The organism is Fulvimarina endophytica, from assembly GCF_003403015.1.
Lineage (GTDB): Bacteria > Pseudomonadota > Alphaproteobacteria > Rhizobiales > Rhizobiaceae > Fulvimarina > Fulvimarina endophytica.
This window is the reverse complement of sequence record NZ_QURL01000001.1, coordinates 205,328-224,619: the sequence shown is the minus strand read 5'-3', so window position 1 is coordinate 224,619 and position 19,292 is coordinate 205,328. Positions and strand designations below refer to the sequence as shown.

Sequence of the window (19,292 nt, the reverse complement as noted above, 5' to 3'; positions counted from 1 at the left end):
ACCCGCCGCTGCTGCAGCCGAGGACGGCTGCGACCAGAAGAGAACGAAGTGCGGATCGACGCATGGCAGGGACCCCGGGACAGGAAAAAGGGCCGGAATGAACCCGGCCCAGTCCTAACCCGCGAGACTTACGCGGAGATTTTCATCGCCGCAGTCCCGCACAACCACGCATGACGATATCCGTCTATTCAGCCACCTGTCCGGGAACGATGCCATCGGACGGCGTCTCGTCGCTGTTGAGAGCCGTTGCCGCCCGGAAATTGGATTGCGAGCAGCCGGAAAGAAGAAGCATTGCGGTCATGGCGATCGTCAGCGCATAGGTCATGATGTGCCTTCGGTTGGTGAGGTGATGGTCGGTTCGACCGGAGAAATGCGAATTCAAACAGGCTTGGACACCATGACGAGATGGCCCGGCGCGGGTTTGCCCTCCTGCAACCGAACCACGATCTCTTCGAAGTGATCGACATCGAAACCCTGGGCGAGCAGCGCATTGCGCAGATAGCTTTCACCGTGATGGAAGCGCTGATCGCGGCCGACTGCATAGGGGCGCCCGGCCAAGGCTTCGTCGCTCATCGTCTCGGTCGAGAAAATGGCCCTGCCCCCGCCTTCGAGCCGGTCATAGAGCCCGGACAGGAAAGGCTCGAGCGCGCCGAGATAGGGAACGACATCGGTCGCGACGATCAGATCGAACACCGTTCCGGGTTCGTGACGGCGCAGAAAATCGACGGCCTCGGCGACGAAAAGACGGTCGTAGACGGCGCGTTCGTCCGAGACGCGGACCATTTCCTCCGAGAGATCGACACCGGTGAGATGATCGACGAGATCCTCGATTTCAGCCCCGGTCAGTCCGGTGCCGCATCCAAGGTCGAGCACGTTCGCATAGCGCCGGCCGTCGCGGCGCAGAACGGCACCGACCATCTCCGGCACCCGGTAATGCAGTTGCCGCACGAGGATATCGTCGAAGGTCTCGGCATGCTGGTCGAACAGGGTCGACACATAGGCGTGCCCGACGCTCGCGGGCGGCTCGACCAGGCCGAGCCCCGCCAGCCTGATCGTCGCGCCCACATGATCGGCTGGATCGAGACGAAGGCATTCGCGATAAGCCTCGGCGGCCGCCTCGACGTCGTCTGACTTTTCGGCCTTCAGACCCCGTTCGTACGCGGCGCCGAGCGCCTCTTCGTCGAAATCCGTCACGCCGGTCTCAGTAACGACCGATGGTGAAGCCGCCGCCACCAGCCGTCCCGTCACGCTGGAGCGGCAGCGGGTTCTCACTCGAAATCGAGGGCGTCGCCATGCCGATGGCGCCGACATTGTTTTCCAACCCGCCCGGTCCGCGAACACCCACGCGGCCGGCACCATCCGAGACGTCGACCCCCGGGAGGCCGTAGAACTGGCTGCCGGAGCCGCGCTCCATGCTCCTGTCGACCGTGGTCGCGGCACTGAAATCAGACGGCCGCTCCTCGAAACCCTGCTGCGCGACGGCGGCGGTGGACAATGCGAGAGCTGCGGAAAATGCGACGGCGGCAGCGCCTGTCGCCTTGGTTCTGAAAAAGGACATATCGGTCTCCGTGATCGTTGATCCGATAACAGATCTTGTTGCGTTCCGTTCCCCGCTTCTTCAGCGTCCACAACATCTTGCGCCCCGGTCGTCTCGTTCGCGGCCGAAACGCATCCAGGCGTCAGTTCGCCTCGAGATAGGAAGCGAGACCGCGTGCGAAGCGAACCAGCTTGGCTGCCGGAACCGTGTTGAAGCACACCGGCAACTCTTCTCCGCTCGCCACTACGTCGCCGATTCTCTCGTCGCTCATCGGGACATGGACGAAGCCGTAGCGCTCGACGCCGAGCGCACCGGCATTGCGGCAGAGCCGATAGAGCGTGTCGTTGCAGAGATAGCCACCCGCATCGCAGGACCATTCGAAGTCGAGTTCGCCCTCGCGCAGAAGCGCCGCGATCCCATTCCACGGAAGCTTCGCATCGAGATGCGCGGGCCCGTCGGTAACGCTCGGCCCGGCAGGAAACCGGCCGAAGGCATCCTCCCGTCCAAGTTCCCGCTTGTTTGCGGCGCGGAGCTCGATCCGCACCCGTTCGGCCTTCGCATGGAGACCGAACATCACGACGTTTCGCGGCCTTTCGGCCTCGATCGCCGACTTCAGCGTCGCCCAGCTCTCATCCCACCCGACCGGCAGGAGAACGGGAAGGAGACCGCCCGAAGCGTGTCCATTATTCAGACTCTCCACGAGATCGGCGCAGGGGTTGAAAGGCGCTCCCGGAAATGCGGAGAAGCCGGCAAGAATCGTCGACATGGAAAGTCTGCATGCTCCCTTCGGGAAGTTTCACGCGCGAAGCATATAGAGAGCGTGCAATTATAGAAAAGTTTCACTTGCCAATAGGCTGCACACAAGGCATCCTCCATGGTGTTCGGGCAATTTCGCGAACACTAGGTATGGACGATATGCGCATCGGAAGCGCTTCTTCCGAGCGGCTCCGCCGCGATCCGTAGGCTCCTTCCTTGGTACAAGACTTGCCTGCCACCGCCCTTTGGGCGACTACGAATGCTGAGGATCAAGGGTTCCGACAATGGCTCAGACCGGCACGGTCAAATTCTTCAACACCGAAAAGGGCTTTGGTTTCATCAAGCCCGACAACGGTGGCGCTGACATCTTCGTTCACATCTCCGCAGTCCAGGCTTCTGGCCTGACCGGACTGGAAGAGAACCAGAAGGTGTCCTTCGAAACCGAGCCGGACAAGCGCGGCAAAGGCCCGAAGGCGGTCAATCTCGAAAGCGCCTGAAGTCGGACCTCTCGATGCGCTCACGCGCATCGGGGCTGACGCAGTGCCATTTGAATCCGAAAGGCGTGGACCCCGGCCGTCCGCGCCTTTTTTGCGTCGAAAGTTCTCGCTTTTGGCAGCAGCGCTGTCCGGCTCGGTCCCGGATGATAACACACAGGATCGACGCCCATCCATCGCGAGGTCATGCAGGGTCGACGGCTCGCTCGACAACGGTCGTGTCTTGGAGCGCCTAGCGGGCCTGAGCCGATCTGAAGACCGCATCAGCCTCAGCTGTTCGACCTCACGCAGTCATTCCGCGCCATTGGTGCACGCAGCAAGCGAACGACAATCAAATCCGAGCAAAAGCGACAGCCCTTACCGGAACAGAACCGCCTCCATAAGGAGCCGCGATGCATCAGCGCTCGGAGCCCATCAAGCCGACAGGCCCGCTCGATGACGAACGAGCGTCCGCTGCCGCAACATTCGAACCGCTCGATTCAGTTCAGCAAAGCGGCGGTGACGACAGCACCCCAGCCCAGGATCGTGGCCGCAAGAACGACGTTTTCCGCATAGCGATAGTTCATCGTCATGATGTCCTTTCACGCACCATCCTCGTCGGTGCGAACGCCGCATCATGATTTCGACATATTCTTTCGAACCGCCATTGCAAGGGCGGGTGAGGAAGTTTCCGAAAACGCGGGCTCTCACCGCCGTTTCGCCTCGAACCCGTCACCGATCTTCCGCAGCAGGCTGCGGCGTGGATCAGACCTGCGGCAGGGCTTCGAGCAAAGCGTCCAGATCATGAAGCGAGGCCAGGCGATAGGTCGGCGCCATTTCGTCCATCGAAAGCTGCGTATATCCGTTCTCGACGGCGGCGACCGGCATATCGGCGCCCCTCGCCGCCTCGACATCGTTCTCGCTGTCGCCGACGAAGAGGCAGGAGCCGGCGGACAGATCCAGGCGCTCGGCGGCATGGAGCAGAAGATCGGGGTTGGGTTTCTTCGCCGGCCCCGCATCGCCGCCGACGATCAGGTCGAAATCTGCGAGGAGGCCGAACGCTTCGAGGATCGACCGCGAAGGCGCTGCCGGCTTGTTCGTCACGAGCCCGACCTTCATGCCGCGTCGCCGGCAGGCCGCAAGGGCCTCCGGTGCACCGGGAAGCAGAGTGGTCAGCCTGCTCGCTCTCGGCTCGTAGAATTCGAGGAAGCGCGACACCAGGCGATCCCGCTCGGTGTCCTCGATCGAAACGCCGCGGCGAAGGAGCGCGCGCTCGAGAAGGATGCCTGTTCCGCCACCGACCATGACGCGGACGCTCGCTCGATCGAAGGGATCGATATCCCTCTCGGCGAGCGCGTCGTTGAGCGCCTCCTGGATATCGGGAATCGAATCGATGAGCGTTCCGTCGAGATCGAAGAGGACCGCTCGCGGTCGGTAGGTCGTCATCGTCATGGTCTTCGCCCTCGTCCCCGGTTTCAGTCGCCAGTCCTCTTGGGCTTATGGCTGGGGTGCATGCAAGCCGAAATCATCGACCCTTCGGGCCGCTCACGGCCTGCGGTGTCGGACGTCCCTTGATGCCGGCGCGGTGCGGCAGAGGCCAGCTCAGATCTTGCCGAGTCGGCCTTTGATGGTGAAACGGGCACCGTCCGGTTCGAAATCGATTGAGGTCGCGCCTTCGAAATAGGCGGCGACGATCCGTTCGAGAAGCTTGGAGCCGAAACCGCTGCTTCCCGGCATACCGACGACCGGGCCGCCCCGTTCGGTCCAGGCGAAGTCGAAACTCCGGTCCTTCGAACTCCACTCGATCAGGACGCGGCCCGTCTCGTTCGAAAGTGCGCCATATTTCGTCGCATTCGTCGCGAGTTCATGCACTGCCAGCGACAATCCGAGGGCCCGGGGTGCGTCGAGTTCGAGATGGGGGCCGGTCAACGTGAACCGGCCCTCGCCGTTCAGATGGGGAGCGAGCGCGGCATCGATGACCCCGCGGATGTCCGCATGTTTCCAATTGGTCTCCATCAGGATGTCCTGCGCCCTCGAAAGCGCGGACAGCCGTGAAGAGATCGCCGCACGGGCCGCAGGCAGGTCGCTCGATGTCCGCAGCGTCTGGGCTGCGATCGCCTGGACCATTGCGAGCGTGTTCTTCATCCGGTGGGCGAGTTCGCGGGTCAGCGCCTCGCGCTGCGCCTCCGCCGCCTTCTCCTTGCGCAGGTCCGTCGTCACCGTGCCGTATCCGACCGGCTCCCCGCTGGTGTCGAACAGCATGAAGAGATTGTAGCGAACGGGGATGGGTTCCTCGCCCGAGGCGTGCTCGAAGCGCATTTCCCCCGCCCAGGATCCCTCCTTCGAGACCGTCGGAAGGACCTCGGAATGAAGACGGCTCCGATCGTCGGCGACAAGATGGTGAGCGATCTCGGTCTGCCTCGGATCGTCCGCCAGCCCGATCAACTGGCGTCCCGCTTCGTTCACATACTGGATCCGCCCATCGAGATCGGCATAACCGATGAAATCCTTCGACTGCTCGACGATCGTCGCCAGGCGGTCACGCTCGGCCGTCTGTGCCGCAAGGCGCTCCAGCGCATCGCGGCGCGCTTCGGAGAGCGCGTCGAGTTGCAGCACGGAGCGCCTGAGGTTCGCGCCGAAGGCGACGATGCCGAGATTGACCGCGACGAACAGAAACTGCGTCGTCCATTGCTGACCCCGGAGCATGAACGGGTTCCCCACCTCCGAGATGGAGAAGCCGGCTAGGACGGTCGCCAGAAACGTAGCGAAAACCCCGGCCGCCGACCCGATGAAGACGGAGCTGATCAGAATCACGGGAATGAAGAAGAGGTAGGGAAGAAGTTCGAACCCCGCCATCTGCCGCAGGACCGCAACGCTGCCGACCGCACATGCGACCGCGGCGTATCCGAGCACACCGTCGAGGGGCAGCGTTATCGTGTGGAGCAGCGCGCGATTGAACTTGGTGGAGGTCGGCATAGGCGCAGTTCTGCTCGGATGTGCGCCGTATGGCGGTCAACGCGTACTTCTAACTGATTTGCCCGACAAGAAACAATGCGTTCGCGAAAGGTTAAGGCGGACGATCAATCGGCTGATGAGCACATTCGTTGCAGAAAGCTGGCCTGCGCAACGTGCATCGAGGTTCAGAGCTTCATCGACAACATGACCAGATCGTCTCGAAGCTCACACCTGTCCACCATGCGGGTACGCATTCCCCGAACCAGGCGATGGTCGACGCCAAACCCGACTTTCCGATAGAAGGCGGCAGCTGTCTGGGTACCCAGATGAACGGTGCAAACCCCGGCTTCCCTAAGGAACCGCATGAGTTCGCCCGCAAGCATCGTCCCTGTGCCCTTGTCGGCTCGGGCAGACGTCGTCAAGGTGGCGAGATAGGCATAGCGACGCCCATCACGCTCGTGAATCGTTCCGCACGCCCCGGCCAGGAGGTCGCCAGTCTCGTCCTTAAACGTCAGGATAAAGGTCGGCCGGATCTTCTCGTCGGCTTCGTTCACAGCCTCGACATAGAGCGTCCGCATCCCTTCGGACGGTTCACCGGGACCAAGCACGAAGGCGCAGGTATGATCCGGCCCAGCCGGCATGTCGATTGGGATGATTGCGTAGCCGGCAGCTTGGAAGGAAGGCGCAACGACGTCGCCATAGGTCGTCAAGACGACGATGCGCTCGGCGGGCCGACCATTCCGGGCCATCTCATCCGCTTGCCGGGAGACGTGGTCGGCCGCATCAGCCAAGAAACTCTGCGCCGAGGTGTCCTTCAGATCAGGGTAATGAATGGTTACGGAGGGGTGAACGCCGAATTCCGCCTCGCGCTGGAGGAAGAGGTCGATGACACGCGATGCAGCCTCGTCCAGATCCTTCCTCGCGGCGCCGGGGGCGGCGAGGATCTCCAGCTTCGGTGACAGCGCCAAAGCTCCCCCACGATCGTTCATCGCACTCTAATCTCCGCTCGGCTTTATCATATCCATCGACTGGATAGCCAAGTCGATGGCTGCTTCCAACCAGCAGTTCTATGTGATGGAAGGTTTGCGAGGAATCGAAGCCGACGATCAACCGCACGGCACTTTCCGGAGCAGAAGCGCCGGTCGTGCTTCAATACCAACACCAACGGCGTCGACAAGCTTTCCGATCTCCTGTCGAATGACGAATGCCTTTATCGTCTGAACACCTCGCGAAATGAAGCCAGCCTTCAGTGTGGATACTTGCCTTCGGACCCGACCTTTTCGTCACGCTCGCCCTTGCGGCGATGTCGCGTTGAGCTGTGGCATGCTATCCTTGGTGTCTGTGGACGATCGAGGAAACGGTATGGGTGTTCGCCCATTCCGGCCGGTGCGATCGGAGGGTTCGCTTTCTTGTTTCGGCTCCTGTCGATCGGTCTTCAGAATTGACGCCGGAGCCGCCTGAGCATGCCACACACTCGTTTGTCCGATCACCCGTCCGAAGCAAGCGCTCCGTGCCGGCTTCAGGGCGGCGGCTCGATGGGCGATGAGATTCGGGCCTTCGACTGGGAAGCGACGAGCATCGGTCCGATCGAGACCTGGCCGATGGCGCTCGTCAACACGCTGAGGACGGTGCTCGCCACCCGGCAGCCGATCTGCTTCTGGTGGGGACCCGATCTTCTGCAGTTTCACAACGACGACTACCTGCCCATCCTGAAGGATCGAAACCGGCAGGTCCTCGGACAACCGTTCGCGGACATCTGGAGCGATGTGTGGGAGGACGTCGAGCCGATCGTCGGGGAGGCGCTGGCGGGGCGCGGCACCTGGTTCGAGGATCTGCCGCTCCACCTGGTGCGCTCGGGCCATCCGGTCGAAACCTTCTGGACCTTCTCCTACAGCCCGCTCTTCGACGATGCGGGCAATGTCGCAGGCGTGATGAACATCGTCCGCGAAACCACGGATGCGGTTCGCCATCGCGAGGCGCTTGCCGATGAGGTCAGTCGGGCAAACAGCGCGCTATCGTCCCTGATGGAAGCCGAGAAGCGCCAGCGGGTCCTCCAGCGCGAACTCACGCACCGGATGAAGAACACGCTGGCGATGGTGCAGTCCGTCGTCACGCAGAGCCTGCGCCATGCCCATGACGTAAAGGACGGCGCCCGTCTCGCCTCCCAGCGCATCGATGCCCTCGCCCGCGCCCAGGACGCCCTCACCGACAGCAACTGGGAAGAAGCGGATGTCGGCAAGGTGGCCGAGGCGGCCTTCCTGCCCCATTGCGACGAGCGTGGACGGGTCACGCTGGAGGGTTCATCCTTTCCCCTCTCCGCGCAACAGGCGCTCGGCCTCTCGCTGGCGATCCATGAGCTTGCGACGAACGCCGTCAAGCACGGTGCCCTGTCCTGCGAGAGCGGACATGTTCGTTTCGAGTGGTGGCTGAACGAGGTCGGAGCGCCGAGTTTTCGCTGGACCGAGACCGGCGGACCGCCTGTCGTCCCGCCGTCACGCAGCGGCTTCGGATCAAGACTTACCACGCGGGTGGTTCCGTCCTATTTCGACGGTCATGCTTCGATCGACTACCGGCGTGAAGGCGTCGTCTACGTTCTCGAAGCGACCACCAGATCGCAGACGAAACCGTAGCCAGATCCGAACGAAGCCCCATGACAGCCAGTATGACAGCGAAGCCGCAAACCGTTCTCGTCGTGGAGGATGAACCTCTTTTGCGAATGGATGTGGTGGAAACGCTGGAGGACGCGGGCTACGACGTGATCGAGGCGGTCGATGCCGATCAGGCACTCGCAGTCCTCGAAGCGACGGACGGCGTCGGCATTCTCCTGACGGATGTCTACATGCCGGGCTCCATCGACGGCCTGGAGCTCGCACATCGCGTCCACCGGGAGTGGCAGGGCATCGCCATCGTGGTGGTCTCGGGCCATCAGCGTTTCTCCGCCGACGAGCTTCCGGCCGGCGCTCTCTTTCTCTCAAAGCCCTACGGACCGACCGCGATCGTCGATCTCGTCGGCCAGATCCGCACAGCGTCCTGATTCCGTCCCTTCCCGGACCCGGAACATCCGCCTTCGACATATCGCAGGGTGGAAAACCGGTGTCGGAAGCTTACCATTCCTGGAAGATGCCGGCCCAGACGATCGGCATTGTACTATCCATCGGGTGTTCGAAAGCCGAAGCGGCTGTCCTCCCCGGCACATATCGGTCTCGGTCTTCGCGGCAAAGACGATCGGCCAGACGTTAGGACGCAGGAATGATCGAATTTCAGGGCGTGACGAAGCTCTATGATGGCGCGCCCGCCGTTCGGAACCTCGATCTCGTCGCCCCGACCGGCAAGCTGACCGTTCTCGTCGGACCGTCCGGGTGCGGCAAAACGACCTCCCTGCGAATGGTCAACCGTCTCGTGACCCCGAGTTCCGGGACGATCACCCTCGACGGCGAGCCGACCGATCGAATGAACGTGGCGCAGCTGCGCCGCCGCATCGGCTACGTCATTCAGCATGCCGGGCTCTTTCCCCACCGGACCGTGGCGCAGAACGTTGCGACGACCGCACGTCTCGCCGGCATCGACCGGAAGACCGCCAGGCGAAAATCGCTCGACCTCCTGGAGCAGGTGGGCCTCTCGGCGAGCCTTGCCGAACGCTATCCCTGGCAGCTGTCCGGAGGCCAGCAGCAGCGTGTCGGTGTGGCGCGGGCCCTCGCCTCCGACCCGAAATTCATGCTGATGGACGAGCCCTTCAGCGCCGTCGATCCGATCGTCAGGGGCCAGCTCCAGGACGAATTCCTGCGCCTGCAGCGCGAGATCGGCAAGACGATCATCATGGTGACCCACGATATCGACGAAGCCCTGAAGCTCGGCGATCAGGTCGCCGTGATGCGGGAGGGCGGCGAACTCGCCCAGGTCGCGACGCCTCGCGAACTTCTGGTTCGCCCGGCCGATGGTTTCGTCGCCGATTTCGTGGGCCGGGATCGCGGCTATCGTCACCTGGGCTTCGCGCCGATCGACAACGGCCTGAAGCTGGCGAGCGAACCGGTCGTTCAGTTGGGTGCCAGTCCGGCCGAGGCAGCAGAGGCCGCGATCGACGGCTGGGTTCTCGTCTGCGACGCGGCGCACCGCCCGCTCGGCTGGACGGATATCGCGCGCCTGCGCGGCCCGGTGCGCGAGGACGACCTCAACCTTTCGAGCACCCTTGCCCCCATGGACGGGAGCATGCGCGAACTCCTCGATGCGGCCCTCAGCTCACCGTCGGGACGCGGCGTGGTGACGAACACCGACGGAACGCTTCGCGGAACGATCGCGCTCGGCGATCTCGGCGGTATCCTCGCTCCGCTGCACCGGACGGGCGCGGAGCGGCATTCATGAACTTCGACTGGCTCTGGCGCGAATCGGACATGATTTTCGATCTGTTCGTGCGCCATCTCTGGCTTTCTGCGGTCCCCGTCGCGATCGGCCTTGCCCTGGCGCTCCCCCTCGGCTGGCTGGTGCACAGAAGCGGGGTCTGGCGCGGTCCGCTGCTCAATCTCGTCGGCCTGCTCTTCACGATCCCCTCGCTTGCCCTGTTCGTGCTTCTGCCCTGGTTCCTCGGAACGCAGATCCTCGATCCGATCAACGTCGTCGTCGCGCTGACGATTTATGTCCTCGCCCTTCTCGTGCGCACCGTCAGCGATGGGCTCGGCTCGGTTCCGCGCGAGACTTTGCAGGCGGCGAACGCCATGGGCTATCGGCCGTTGAGCCGACTTCTGACGGTCGAACTTCCCCTCGCGATCCCCGTGATCGCAGGTGGTCTTCGCGTCGCCCTCGTCTCCAATATCAGCATCGTGTCGGTCGCCGCGCTCGTCGGCACGCGGCAACTGGGTTCGTTGTTCACCCAGGGTCTGCAGCTTCAGTTCCTGACGCCGATCATCGCCGGCATCGTTCTCAGCGTCGCCCTTGCCGCCGCTCTCGACGCCCTCGTGCTCTTTCTCTCGCGCAAGCTGACGCCCTGGGAGCGGCGCCCAGCATGATCCTCTTCGAATGGCTTCTCGACCCGGCGAACTGGTCCGGTCCCTACGGCGCGCCGACGCTGATCTGGCAGCATGTCGTCTACACGCTCGCGGCACTTCTCCTGGCGAGCGCGATCGCGGTTCCGATCGGTCTTTATGTCGGCCATACGCGGCGGGGAGAATTCGTCATCGCGGGCGCCGCCAACGTGCTGCGGGCCCTGCCGAGCCTCGGCCTGATCGTCCTCCTCGTCATCCTCTTCGCCCCGGTCTTCGCATCCGATCTCGCCTTCATCGTTCCCAGCCTCGTGGTGCTGATCCTTCTCGCCGTGCCGCCGATCATGACCGGCACCTATTCGGGCGTCGCGAATGCGAACCGGGCGGCGGTCGATGCGGCGCGAGGCATGGGGTTCACGCCGCTCCAGGTTCTGCTTCGCGTCGAGATTCCCTGCGCCCTGCCCCTGATCTTCTCAGGCCTCAGGGGCGCGACATTGCAGGTCATTTCGACGGCGACCATCGCGGCCTATGTCTCGCTCGGCGGGCTCGGACGTCTCATCATCGATGGGAGGGCCCAGAACGATTACAGCCAGATGGCTGCAGGGGCGATCCTCGTCGCCCTTCTCGCACTCGTCGTCGATCTTCTGATCGAATTTGTCGCATTCGCCACCGTCTCGCGAGGTTTGACTCGGCGCGGCACAAACCGGTTCTCTACCGTCAGACGTCTTCTGAAGCCCAATCGATCCTGATTCTTTCCGAAAGGCCCAGCCATGTTCAAGCCCACGGTCGCAGGCGCATTCGCGCTTTCACTTCTCGCCTTCTCCTCGCTTTCGGCGACGGCCGACCCCCTGTCCGGCACCTCCGGCAATGCCTCCGGCAGTGCGACGGTCACCGTCGGATCGGCCGATTTCCCGGAGAGCCAGCTCCTTGCGACGATCTATGCCAAGGCGCTTCAGGCAAAGGGAATGGACGTCGCAACGCGCCTCAATATCGGGAGCCGCGAGGTCTATATCCCGGCCCTGCTCGACGGCTCGATCGATCTCCTGCCCGAATATTCCGGCGCGCTCCTCAGCTATCTGAACAAGGAGTCGACGGCCCATGCGCCGGACGAGGTGCTCGAGGCCCTGAAAGAGGCCCTGCCCGATGGCGTCACGATCCTCGAGGCATCGGACGCCCAGAACAGCGACATGCTGGCGGTGACGCGCGAGACTGCAGAGAAGTATGGTCTCGAAACCATCGGTGACATCGCGCCGGTCGGCGGCGAGATCGTCGTCGGCGCCGCACCCGAATGGCGCACGCGTCACGAAGGGCTCGTCGGTCTCAACGAGGTCTACGGCATCGACTTCAAGTCGATGAAGCCGCTCGATGTCGGCGGCCCGCTGACTCTCTCGGCCCTCGTCAACGGACAGGTGCAGGCGGCCAATCTCTTCTCGACCGATCCGGCGATCGCGGCAAATGATCTCGTCGTTCTGAAGGACGACAAGAACCTCTTCTCGGCTCAGAACATCGTTCCGCTGATTGCCGAAGCCAAGCTGACCGACGACATATCGAGCACTCTCGATGCCGTCTCCGAGGCGCTGACGACGGAAGATCTGGTCGAAATGAACGGCCGCCTCGCACAGCACGAGGGCTATGACGCTGTGGCGGAGGACTGGCTGACCGAAAACGGTCTCAACTGACGCGAAAGGCCACGCCTTTTGCACGAAGGCGCCAGAACAACCCGGCGTGTCCGGGGGCTTCGTCGCCCCCCGATACGCCGGGCTTCGGCCAGCGAACACGCAACCCTTCGGGCCCTTGGTAAGGGGCCCGTACGGGAACTTCTCCTTGAGCCCCTTCCCAACAGTCTGGAGAGGTTCTAAATTGGACGAAGCAACTCGTGTTTGATCAGGACAGTCCATGCGCCTCACCCGCCAGACCAATTACGCGATCCGCATCCTGATGTATCTGGCTGCGAACCCAGATCGCCTGAGCCGGCTCGGCGAGGTCGCGAAGGCCTATTCGGCGCCCGAGCCGTTCATGTTCAAGATCCTTCAGCCGCTGGTTTCCGCAGGTCTCGTCTCGACCGTTAGGGGTCGCAATGGCGGTATTCGCCTCGGGCGTGCCGCCGACGAGATCAACCTTCGCGAAGTGGTGGAGTTGACGGAGGAAAGCTTCACCATGGCAGAATGCTTCGAAGCCGGAGCCGACTGCCCGCTCATCTACAGCTGCGAACTGAACAGCGCCCTTCGTCAGGCGCTCGAAGCCTTCCTGTCGACGCTCGGTCGATACACGATCGCCGATCTCACGAAGAACAAGGCCTATCTGCACCGCACGCTGGGGATCGAACCGGCCGCAGCCGCTTGATCCATAGCCTGCTCATCTCCTTCCCGTTTCGGCTGCCGAAGGGTCTTGTCGCTCTCGATCGCAGGATCGTTCGATACCATGTGAACCGGAGAAGAGCGGGCCGTCGTTTCGCCGGGTGCCTGCCTAGAATCGTGAGGATGGCAGTGCCCTCCGATGCCCCTTCAACCATGCAGTCGACGGATGAGCCGTGACCGAACAGACGACATCGCCTTCCCGTGACGATCTTTCCGCAGCCGAAGCCGAATTGTGGGCACGCGCGCCGAGCCCCTGCATCGATGTGTGCAAATACAAGCGGCAGGGCCGGTGCATCGGCTGCTCGATGACGAAGATCGAAAAGCAGATGTTCCCGCAATCGGGCAGCGCCGGGCAGAAGAAGGCCTTCATCGAAGGCCTCATGGCGCGCCTCCACGAGATCGGCCGCAACCCGGTCTTCTGGGCCTATACCTATCGCCACAAATGCGAACGCGAGGGCGTTCCCTGTCCGATCGAGATCGAGGAAGCCGAGAGCGAGCCCCGCGAGGATCGATCCTAAGCCGTCTCCTTTGCGTCCGCGATGGCCAGAGGCCTTCCGCTCATGTCTTGAAATGGAAAGAGCCGGTGCACCGTGGCGGCACACCGGCTCTCATACTGATCGCGATTTTCTGGTAGTCTTGCGCCTACGCCTCGCCCTCATGCACCAGCACGATGGTCGCAAGCGGCGGCAGACTGAGCGAGACCGAATAGGGACGACCGTGGACCGAATGCTCCTCGGCCTCTTTCCCTCCCATGTTCCCGACATTCGATCCGCCATAGACTTCGGCATCGGTGTTCAGGCGCTCGGCCCAGAAGCCGGGCTTCGAAACGCCGACGCGATATTCGTGGCGCGGCACCGGCGTGAAATTGCAGACCACGAGGACGGTGCGTCCTTCCCGGTCCTTTCGCGCATAGGCCAGCACGCTCTGCTCGTTGTTGGCCGTATCCACCCATTCGAAGCCGGCCGGATCGCAGTCCAGCTCGTGCAGCGCCGGGATCTCGCGATAGGCCGTGTTCAGATCACGCACGAGCTGGCGAAGGCCTTCGTGCCGCCCCTCGCCCTCGTCGAGCAGGTGCCAGTCGAGGGACTGGTCGTGGTTCCATTCCCGCCACTGACCGAATTCCTGACCCATGAACAGCAGTTTCTTGCCGGGATGAGTCCACATGAAGCCGTAATAGGCGCGAAGATTGGCGAACTTCTGCCATTCGTCGCCCGGCATCTTGTTGAGCATCGAGCCTTTTCCGTAGACCACCTCGTCGTGGCTGATCGGAAGGACGAAATTCTCGGAATAGGCATAGACCATTCCGAAGGTCATGTGATGGTGATGGTAGCGCCGATTGATCGGGTCCTCCTGCATGTAATGCAGGGTGTCGTGCATCCAGCCCATGTTCCACTTGAAGTGGAAACCGAGACCGCCGGCATAGGTCGGACGCGAGACGTCCGGGAACGCCGTCGACTCCTCGGCATGGGTCGTCGCCTTCGGGAAATACTCTCCGACGCGCTCGTTGGTGTCCTTCAGGAACGCGATGGCCTCGAGGTTCTCCCGGCCGCCATGGATGTTCGGCTCCCATTCGCCGTGATTGCGCGAATAGTCGAGATAGAGCATCGAGGCCACGGCATCGATCCGCAGGCCGTCGACATGGAACCGATCGAGCCAATAGAGGCCGTTCGCCACGAGATAGTTCTTCACCTCCGGCCGACCGTAATCGTAGATCAGCGTGTTCCAGTCCTTGTGGAATCCCCGGTTCGGATTGGGATGCTCGTAGATCGCCTGCCCGTCGAACTGGCCGGGTCCGTGCGTGTCGACCGGGAAATGCCCCGGAACCCAATCCACCAGAACGCCGATCCCCTTCTGGTGCATGAGATCGACGAAACCGGCGAATTCCTCGGGCGATCCGTAACGGGAGGTCGGTGCATACATGCCGATGGGCTGGTAGCCCCAGGACCCGTAGAACGGATGTTCGGAAATCGGCATGAGTTCGACATGGGAGAAGCCCATCTCGTTCACATAGGCCGCAAGCTTCTCCGCCAATTCCTCATAGGTGAGGAAGGTGTTGTCGGGTCCGCGCTGCCAGGAGCCGAGATGCACCTCGTAGATCGAGACCGGCTTCTCGCGATCCTGCCAGTCCGCGGCGTGGGACTGGAAGTCCTGATCCTTCCAGTCATGCTCGACGAGACCGGAGACGATCGAAGCCGTCGAGGGCGCCTGCTCCTGATAGAAACCGACCGGATCGGCCTTGAGAGGCTGCATCGTGCCATCGGCACCGATGACCTCGTATTTGTAGACCTCGCCCTTGCCGATATGGGGGATGAAGAGCTCCCAGACGCCGCATTCGTGGCGTCGGCGCATCACCGCCCGCCGTCCGTCCCAGGAGTTGAAGTTGCCGACGACGGAAACGCGTCGCGCATTCGGAGCCCAGACGGCAAAGGAGGTTCCCTCAACACCGTCCATATGTTTGGGATGAGCGCCGAGCTTCTCGTAGAGCTTGTAGTGGTTTCCTTCGGCGATGAGATGCAGGTCCTGTTCGCCGAGGATCGGGCCGAAGCGGTAGGGGTCCTCCTCCTCCCAGGTCTCGCCACCATGGACATAGCGCAAGCGGTAGGGATCACCTGCGGAGAGGCCGGGCACGAAGCCGGAATAGAAGCCCTCGGGTCCGAAAGGCTCAAGCGGGCCGAGTTCCTTGCCCGACCCGTCGATCACTGCCGCGCCTTCCGCACCCGGCCTGTAGACGCGGACGATCGCGCCGCCCTGCGTCGAAAACCTGCCGAGCACGGCGAACGGATCGCCATGCACGCCGCGCCCGATTTCCCAGGCCTGGCTCTCGTCAGGCCGGTGTTCTGTCGTGGAAGCCGGATTGATGGAGCTCATTTCAAAACCTGTCTTTTTTCGAGAAGCGCGATGATGCCGCGGAGCGGTATCGACAGCCAGGCCGGACGCATGGCCGCCTCGTAGCGCAGTTCGTAGAACGCCTTCTGGAGGACGAAGAGATCGAGGAGTTGTTCCGTTCCTTCATCCTCAAGCGAAATGCCCGATGCCTTGCTCCAGTTGGCGAGGAATGCGTCCGTCACCTCGTCGCGCCAGGACAGGGACATGTCCCTCAGACGCTCGGCGGTCTGCTCGTCCACCGGACCGGCGCGGTCGCGTGCGGCGAACGCGGCATAGTCGAAGGAACGGACCATGCCGGCGACGTCGCGAAGCGGGGAGAACTTCTCGCGGCGCTCTTCGAGCGAGCGCCCCGGCTCGCCCTCGAAGTCGAGGATGACCACGTCGTTCTTGGCGACGAGAACCTGACCGAGGTGATAGTCGCCGTGGATGCGCGTCTTGTTGGTGCGCACCTTCAGGCCGCCGAAGCGATCGAACCAGGTGAGGATGTCCTTCTCCGAGCCGATGAGCCGGTCGACCGCGTCGATCTCGTCCGCTGGAAGGCTGGAGCGGGCATCGCGCAGAACCTTGAGCGCATCGGCAGCTTCCGCCTTCGCTTCGCCGACGAGCTTCATATAGCTCTCGTCGTCCAGCGGTTCGGGATCGAAGGCCGCATCGCCGGTCGTCGTGGCGAGCGCCGCGTGCATCTCCCCGGTGCGCCGACCGAGCACTTCGCCCGGATCGATCTGGATCATCAGCTGGCGCTCGTTGCCCTCTTCGTCTTCCGCGATCTCCGTCTCCGCGTCGGGACGGTGATAGGCATGGTCGCGCAGGTAACGCGCGAGCGCGTCGACGATGACGGTCCAGGCATCGCCCTGGTTCTGGACCTGCTCGAAGAGGGCCGCGATCGCGGTCTGCGTGCCGTCCTCACGAATAAGCTCGATCGACCCGTAGAGCGCGGGCGCAGCATCGAAATCGGTCTTTTCGGTCAGGAACCGCGTCACCTCCAGCTCCGGCTGGATGCCATCGCGAAGCCGCCGGTAATATTTGAGGATCGCCGTGCTGCCGATCAGGACCGACGTGTTCGACTGCTCTCCCGAAAGAACCCGGATCGCATCGGCATCGACGAGAAGCGCCTCGGAAAGGGCCTCCTTCTCGCTCTCGGAGGCCTCTACCTGGAGCCGGCCGGCATCGAGTTCGACGGTCTTGCCGCCAGCGATCAGGGCCACGACGAGCTTGGCGAGTTCGCCGCTGCGTGCACCGTCGATCAGCGCGCCGATATGCGGCCCCTGACGGATCTTCGAGACCGTGTAGGGCAGCGTTGGCGAATGGGCGTTGAGATGGTGCTCGCCCCATTCCACCGACAGCGGCAGGAGATAGCGCTGCTCGCCGTCCTTAGCGTCGAGCCTCACCTCGGTGAACAGATGGCGTTTCGCACCTGGCGACGGCGGACCGAACACCTGCATGTCGATCGCCTTCGGCGCCTCGGACTTGGCCGCGAACCAGCGCTGGTTGCCCACGAATTCGGGCAGGACCGACTTCAGCTCCGTGAGATTGCGCCCGCCGATCGTCGACTTCAGGTCGCCGGGCGAGACGAGCGTCGAGAAGGCCGGCAGCGGTACGGGCGCGTCCGAGCGGCCCTTGCCCGATGCCGACAGGTCGAACCAGAAGAAGCCGTAGGCCGGCAGGGTCAGCATATAGGGAAGATTGCCGATCTGCGGGAAAGCGGAGAGCCCCAGCATCTCGACCGGCGTCGCACCCGTATGGCCCGACAGGTCGAGTTCCACCGCCTGGGCCGAGGAGGAGAGGTTGGCGACGATCAGCACCTTCTCCTCGCCGTATTCACGCAGGTAGGCGAGGATCTTGCGGTTGGACGGCAAGAGGAAGTCGATCGTGCCGCGCCCGAACGCCTCCTTGGTGCGCCGAACCTGGATCAGGCGGCGCATCCAGTTCAGCTGGGACGCCGAATTGGTGGACTGGGCCTCGACGTTCAGAGCCTGGTAGCCGTAGATCGCGTCCTGGATGACGGGCAGGTAGAGCCGTTGCGGGTCGGCCCGCGAGAAGCCGCCATTGCGATCGGCGGACCACTGCATGGGCGTGCGCACGCCGTCCCGGTCGCCGAGATAGTAGTTGTCGCCCATGCCGATCTCGTCGCCGTAATAGACGGTCGGCGTGCCTGGCATCGACATCAGAAGCGCGTTCAGCAGCTCCACCTTGCGGCGGTCGTTGCCCATCAGGGGCGCGAGCCTGCGGCGGATGCCGAGATTGATGCGGGCGCGGTTGTCCGCGGCATAGGTCGACCAGAGATAGTCGCGCTCTTCCTCGGTCACCATTTCGAGGGTCAGCTCGTCATGATTACGCAGGAAGATCGCCCACTGGCAGTTTTCCGGGATCTCCGGCGTCTGCCGCATGATGTCGGTGATCGGATGCCGGTCTTCCTGCGCGACCGCCATGTACATGCGTGGCATCAGCGGGAAGTGGAAGGCCATGTGGCATTCGTCGCCATCGCCGAAATAGGGGCGCGTGTCCTCGGGCCACTGATTGGCTTCCGCCAGCAGCATCCGGTCGGGATAATGCTTGTCGAGATCGGCCCGGATCGCCTTCAGGACGTCGTGGGTCTCGGGCAGGTTCTCGTTGTTCGTGCCCTCGCGCTCGACGAGATAGGGGATCGCGTCGAGGCGCAGTCCGTCCACGCCCTTGTCGAGCCAGAAGTGCATCACGGAGAGCACCTCCTCCATCACCTTCGGATTGTCGAAGTTGAGGTCGGGCTGGTGCGAGAAGAAGCGGTGCCAGAAATACTGCTTGGCGACCGGGTCCCAGGTCCAGTTCGAGGTCTCGGTATCGGTGAAGATGATGCGGGTGAGATCGTAGCCCTTGTCGTCGTCCGCCCAGACGTAGAAGTCGCGCTCGGGCGAGCCCTTCGGCGCGTTGCGGGCGGCCTGGAACCAGGGATGCTGGTCGGAGGTGTGGTTGATCACCAGCTCGGTGATGATCTTCATGCCCCGCTTGTGCGCCTCCTCGATCAGGCGCTCCACATCCTCGATATTGCCGTAAGACGGATTGACCGAGCGATAGTCGGAGATGTCGTAGCCATCGTCGCGCAGGGGCGAGGGATAGAACGGCAACAGCCAGATCGCCGTGACGCCGAGTTCCTGAATGTAATCGAGCTTGGACAGGAGCCCCGCGAAATCGCCGATGCCGTCGCTATTGGAGTCGGCGAAGGTCTTCACGTGGAGCTGGTAGATGATTGCATCCTTGTACCAGTCCGGAGCGTCCAGATCGATTCCGCCCGAGGGATCGAGCGAGGTGGGGGAGACGATTTCGTTCATCGCGTTCTACTGCCTTCGGGCGTTCTTGAGCGTTCTGGCTTTCGGGGTCG

18 protein-coding genes are annotated in these 19,292 nt (G+C 63.0%); 9 read left to right on the top strand and 9 right to left on the bottom strand.

What is annotated here, in order from left to right; translation table 11 throughout:
- Positions 1-184: 184 nt before the first annotated feature.
- The 4 genes from DYI37_RS19860 to DYI37_RS00855 all read right to left on the bottom strand — a co-directional run bounded on the left by DYI37_RS19860 (position 185) and on the right by DYI37_RS00855 (position 2,303).
- Positions 185-325 (bottom strand): hypothetical protein, encoded by a 141-nt coding sequence (locus DYI37_RS19860; RefSeq protein WP_158555049.1) that lies wholly within the window; start codon positions 323-325, stop codon positions 185-187.
- A 53-nt stretch (positions 326-378) separates the two neighbouring features.
- Entirely contained in the window at positions 379-1,194 is an 816-nt protein-coding gene (locus DYI37_RS00860; protein WP_245413719.1) for a class I SAM-dependent DNA methyltransferase, read from the bottom strand.
- 7 nt (positions 1,195-1,201) lie between these two features.
- Complete coding sequence (locus DYI37_RS19725) at positions 1,202-1,558, bottom strand: hypothetical protein (RefSeq protein ID WP_147307840.1); 357 nt, start codon at positions 1,556-1,558, stop codon at positions 1,202-1,204.
- Between the two features lie 121 nt (positions 1,559-1,679).
- Entirely contained in the window at positions 1,680-2,303 is a 624-nt protein-coding gene (locus DYI37_RS00855; protein WP_116681304.1) for a pyroglutamyl-peptidase I family protein, read from the bottom strand.
- Positions 2,304-2,577: 274 nt separating this feature from the next.
- Between DYI37_RS00855 and DYI37_RS00850 the strand changes: the two genes are divergently transcribed.
- Positions 2,578-2,790 (top strand): cold-shock protein, encoded by a 213-nt coding sequence (locus tag DYI37_RS00850; RefSeq protein ID WP_116681303.1) that lies wholly within the window; start codon positions 2,578-2,580, stop codon positions 2,788-2,790.
- A gap of 741 nt (positions 2,791-3,531) precedes the next feature.
- Here DYI37_RS00850 and gph read toward each other — a convergent pair.
- The 3 genes from gph to DYI37_RS00835 all read right to left on the bottom strand — a co-directional run bounded on the left by gph (position 3,532) and on the right by DYI37_RS00835 (position 6,710).
- Positions 3,532-4,212: a phosphoglycolate phosphatase gene (gene gph / locus DYI37_RS00845; protein WP_199520050.1), complete on the bottom strand. Its 681-nt coding sequence runs from the start codon at positions 4,210-4,212 to the stop codon at positions 3,532-3,534.
- A gap of 156 nt (positions 4,213-4,368) precedes the next feature.
- Positions 4,369-5,742 carry a sensor histidine kinase gene (locus DYI37_RS00840; protein ID WP_116681301.1) on the bottom strand — a complete coding sequence of 458 codons (1,374 nt, stop codon included), beginning with the start codon at positions 5,740-5,742 and terminating at the stop codon, positions 4,369-4,371.
- Positions 5,743-5,906: 164 nt separating this feature from the next.
- Positions 5,907-6,710: a GNAT family N-acetyltransferase gene (locus tag DYI37_RS00835; protein ID WP_116681300.1), complete on the bottom strand. Its 804-nt coding sequence runs from the start codon at positions 6,708-6,710 to the stop codon at positions 5,907-5,909.
- A gap of 546 nt (positions 6,711-7,256) precedes the next feature.
- Between DYI37_RS00835 and DYI37_RS00830 the strand changes: the two genes are divergently transcribed.
- From DYI37_RS00830 to DYI37_RS00795, 8 genes are all read left to right on the top strand, one after another.
- Positions 7,257-8,351 (top strand): sensor histidine kinase, encoded by a 1,095-nt coding sequence (locus DYI37_RS00830; RefSeq protein WP_245413718.1) that lies wholly within the window; start codon positions 7,257-7,259, stop codon positions 8,349-8,351.
- Positions 8,352-8,371: 20 nt separating this feature from the next.
- Complete coding sequence (locus DYI37_RS00825) at positions 8,372-8,755, top strand: response regulator (protein WP_245413717.1); 384 nt, start codon at positions 8,372-8,374, stop codon at positions 8,753-8,755.
- Positions 8,756-8,970: 215 nt separating this feature from the next.
- On the top strand, positions 8,971-10,080 hold the full coding sequence (locus tag DYI37_RS00820) for an ABC transporter ATP-binding protein (protein ID WP_116681298.1): 1,110 nt from the start codon (positions 8,971-8,973) through the stop codon (positions 10,078-10,080).
- Entirely contained in the window at positions 10,077-10,721 is a 645-nt protein-coding gene (locus tag DYI37_RS00815) for an ABC transporter permease (RefSeq protein ID WP_116681297.1), read from the top strand. Before DYI37_RS00820 ends, DYI37_RS00815 begins: the two co-directional genes overlap by 4 nt.
- Positions 10,718-11,443 carry an ABC transporter permease gene (locus DYI37_RS00810; protein WP_116681296.1) on the top strand — a complete coding sequence of 242 codons (726 nt, stop codon included), beginning with the start codon at positions 10,718-10,720 and terminating at the stop codon, positions 11,441-11,443. The genes DYI37_RS00815 and DYI37_RS00810 overlap by 4 nt, the downstream gene beginning before the upstream one ends.
- A 21-nt stretch (positions 11,444-11,464) precedes the next feature.
- Positions 11,465-12,373: an ABC transporter substrate-binding protein gene (locus DYI37_RS00805; protein WP_116681295.1), complete on the top strand. Its 909-nt coding sequence runs from the start codon at positions 11,465-11,467 to the stop codon at positions 12,371-12,373.
- Positions 12,374-12,590: 217 nt separating this feature from the next.
- Positions 12,591-13,037 (top strand): iron-responsive transcriptional regulator RirA, encoded by a 447-nt coding sequence (gene rirA / locus DYI37_RS00800; RefSeq protein WP_116681294.1) that lies wholly within the window; start codon positions 12,591-12,593, stop codon positions 13,035-13,037.
- Between the two features lie 187 nt (positions 13,038-13,224).
- Complete coding sequence (locus DYI37_RS00795; RefSeq protein ID WP_199520049.1) at positions 13,225-13,569, top strand: DUF1289 domain-containing protein; 345 nt, start codon at positions 13,225-13,227, stop codon at positions 13,567-13,569.
- A gap of 124 nt (positions 13,570-13,693) precedes the next feature.
- Here the strand turns inward: DYI37_RS00795 and glgB are convergent, their stop codons facing one another.
- Positions 13,694-15,919 carry a 1,4-alpha-glucan branching protein GlgB gene (gene glgB, locus DYI37_RS00790; protein WP_116681293.1) on the bottom strand — a complete coding sequence of 742 codons (2,226 nt, stop codon included), beginning with the start codon at positions 15,917-15,919 and terminating at the stop codon, positions 13,694-13,696.
- The gene (treS, locus tag DYI37_RS00785) at positions 15,916-19,242 is read right to left on the bottom strand and encodes a maltose alpha-D-glucosyltransferase (protein WP_116681292.1); all 3,327 of its coding nucleotides are present in this window, start codon (positions 19,240-19,242) and stop codon (positions 15,916-15,918) included. The genes glgB and treS overlap by 4 nt, the downstream gene beginning before the upstream one ends.
- Positions 19,243-19,292 lie beyond the last annotated feature (50 nt).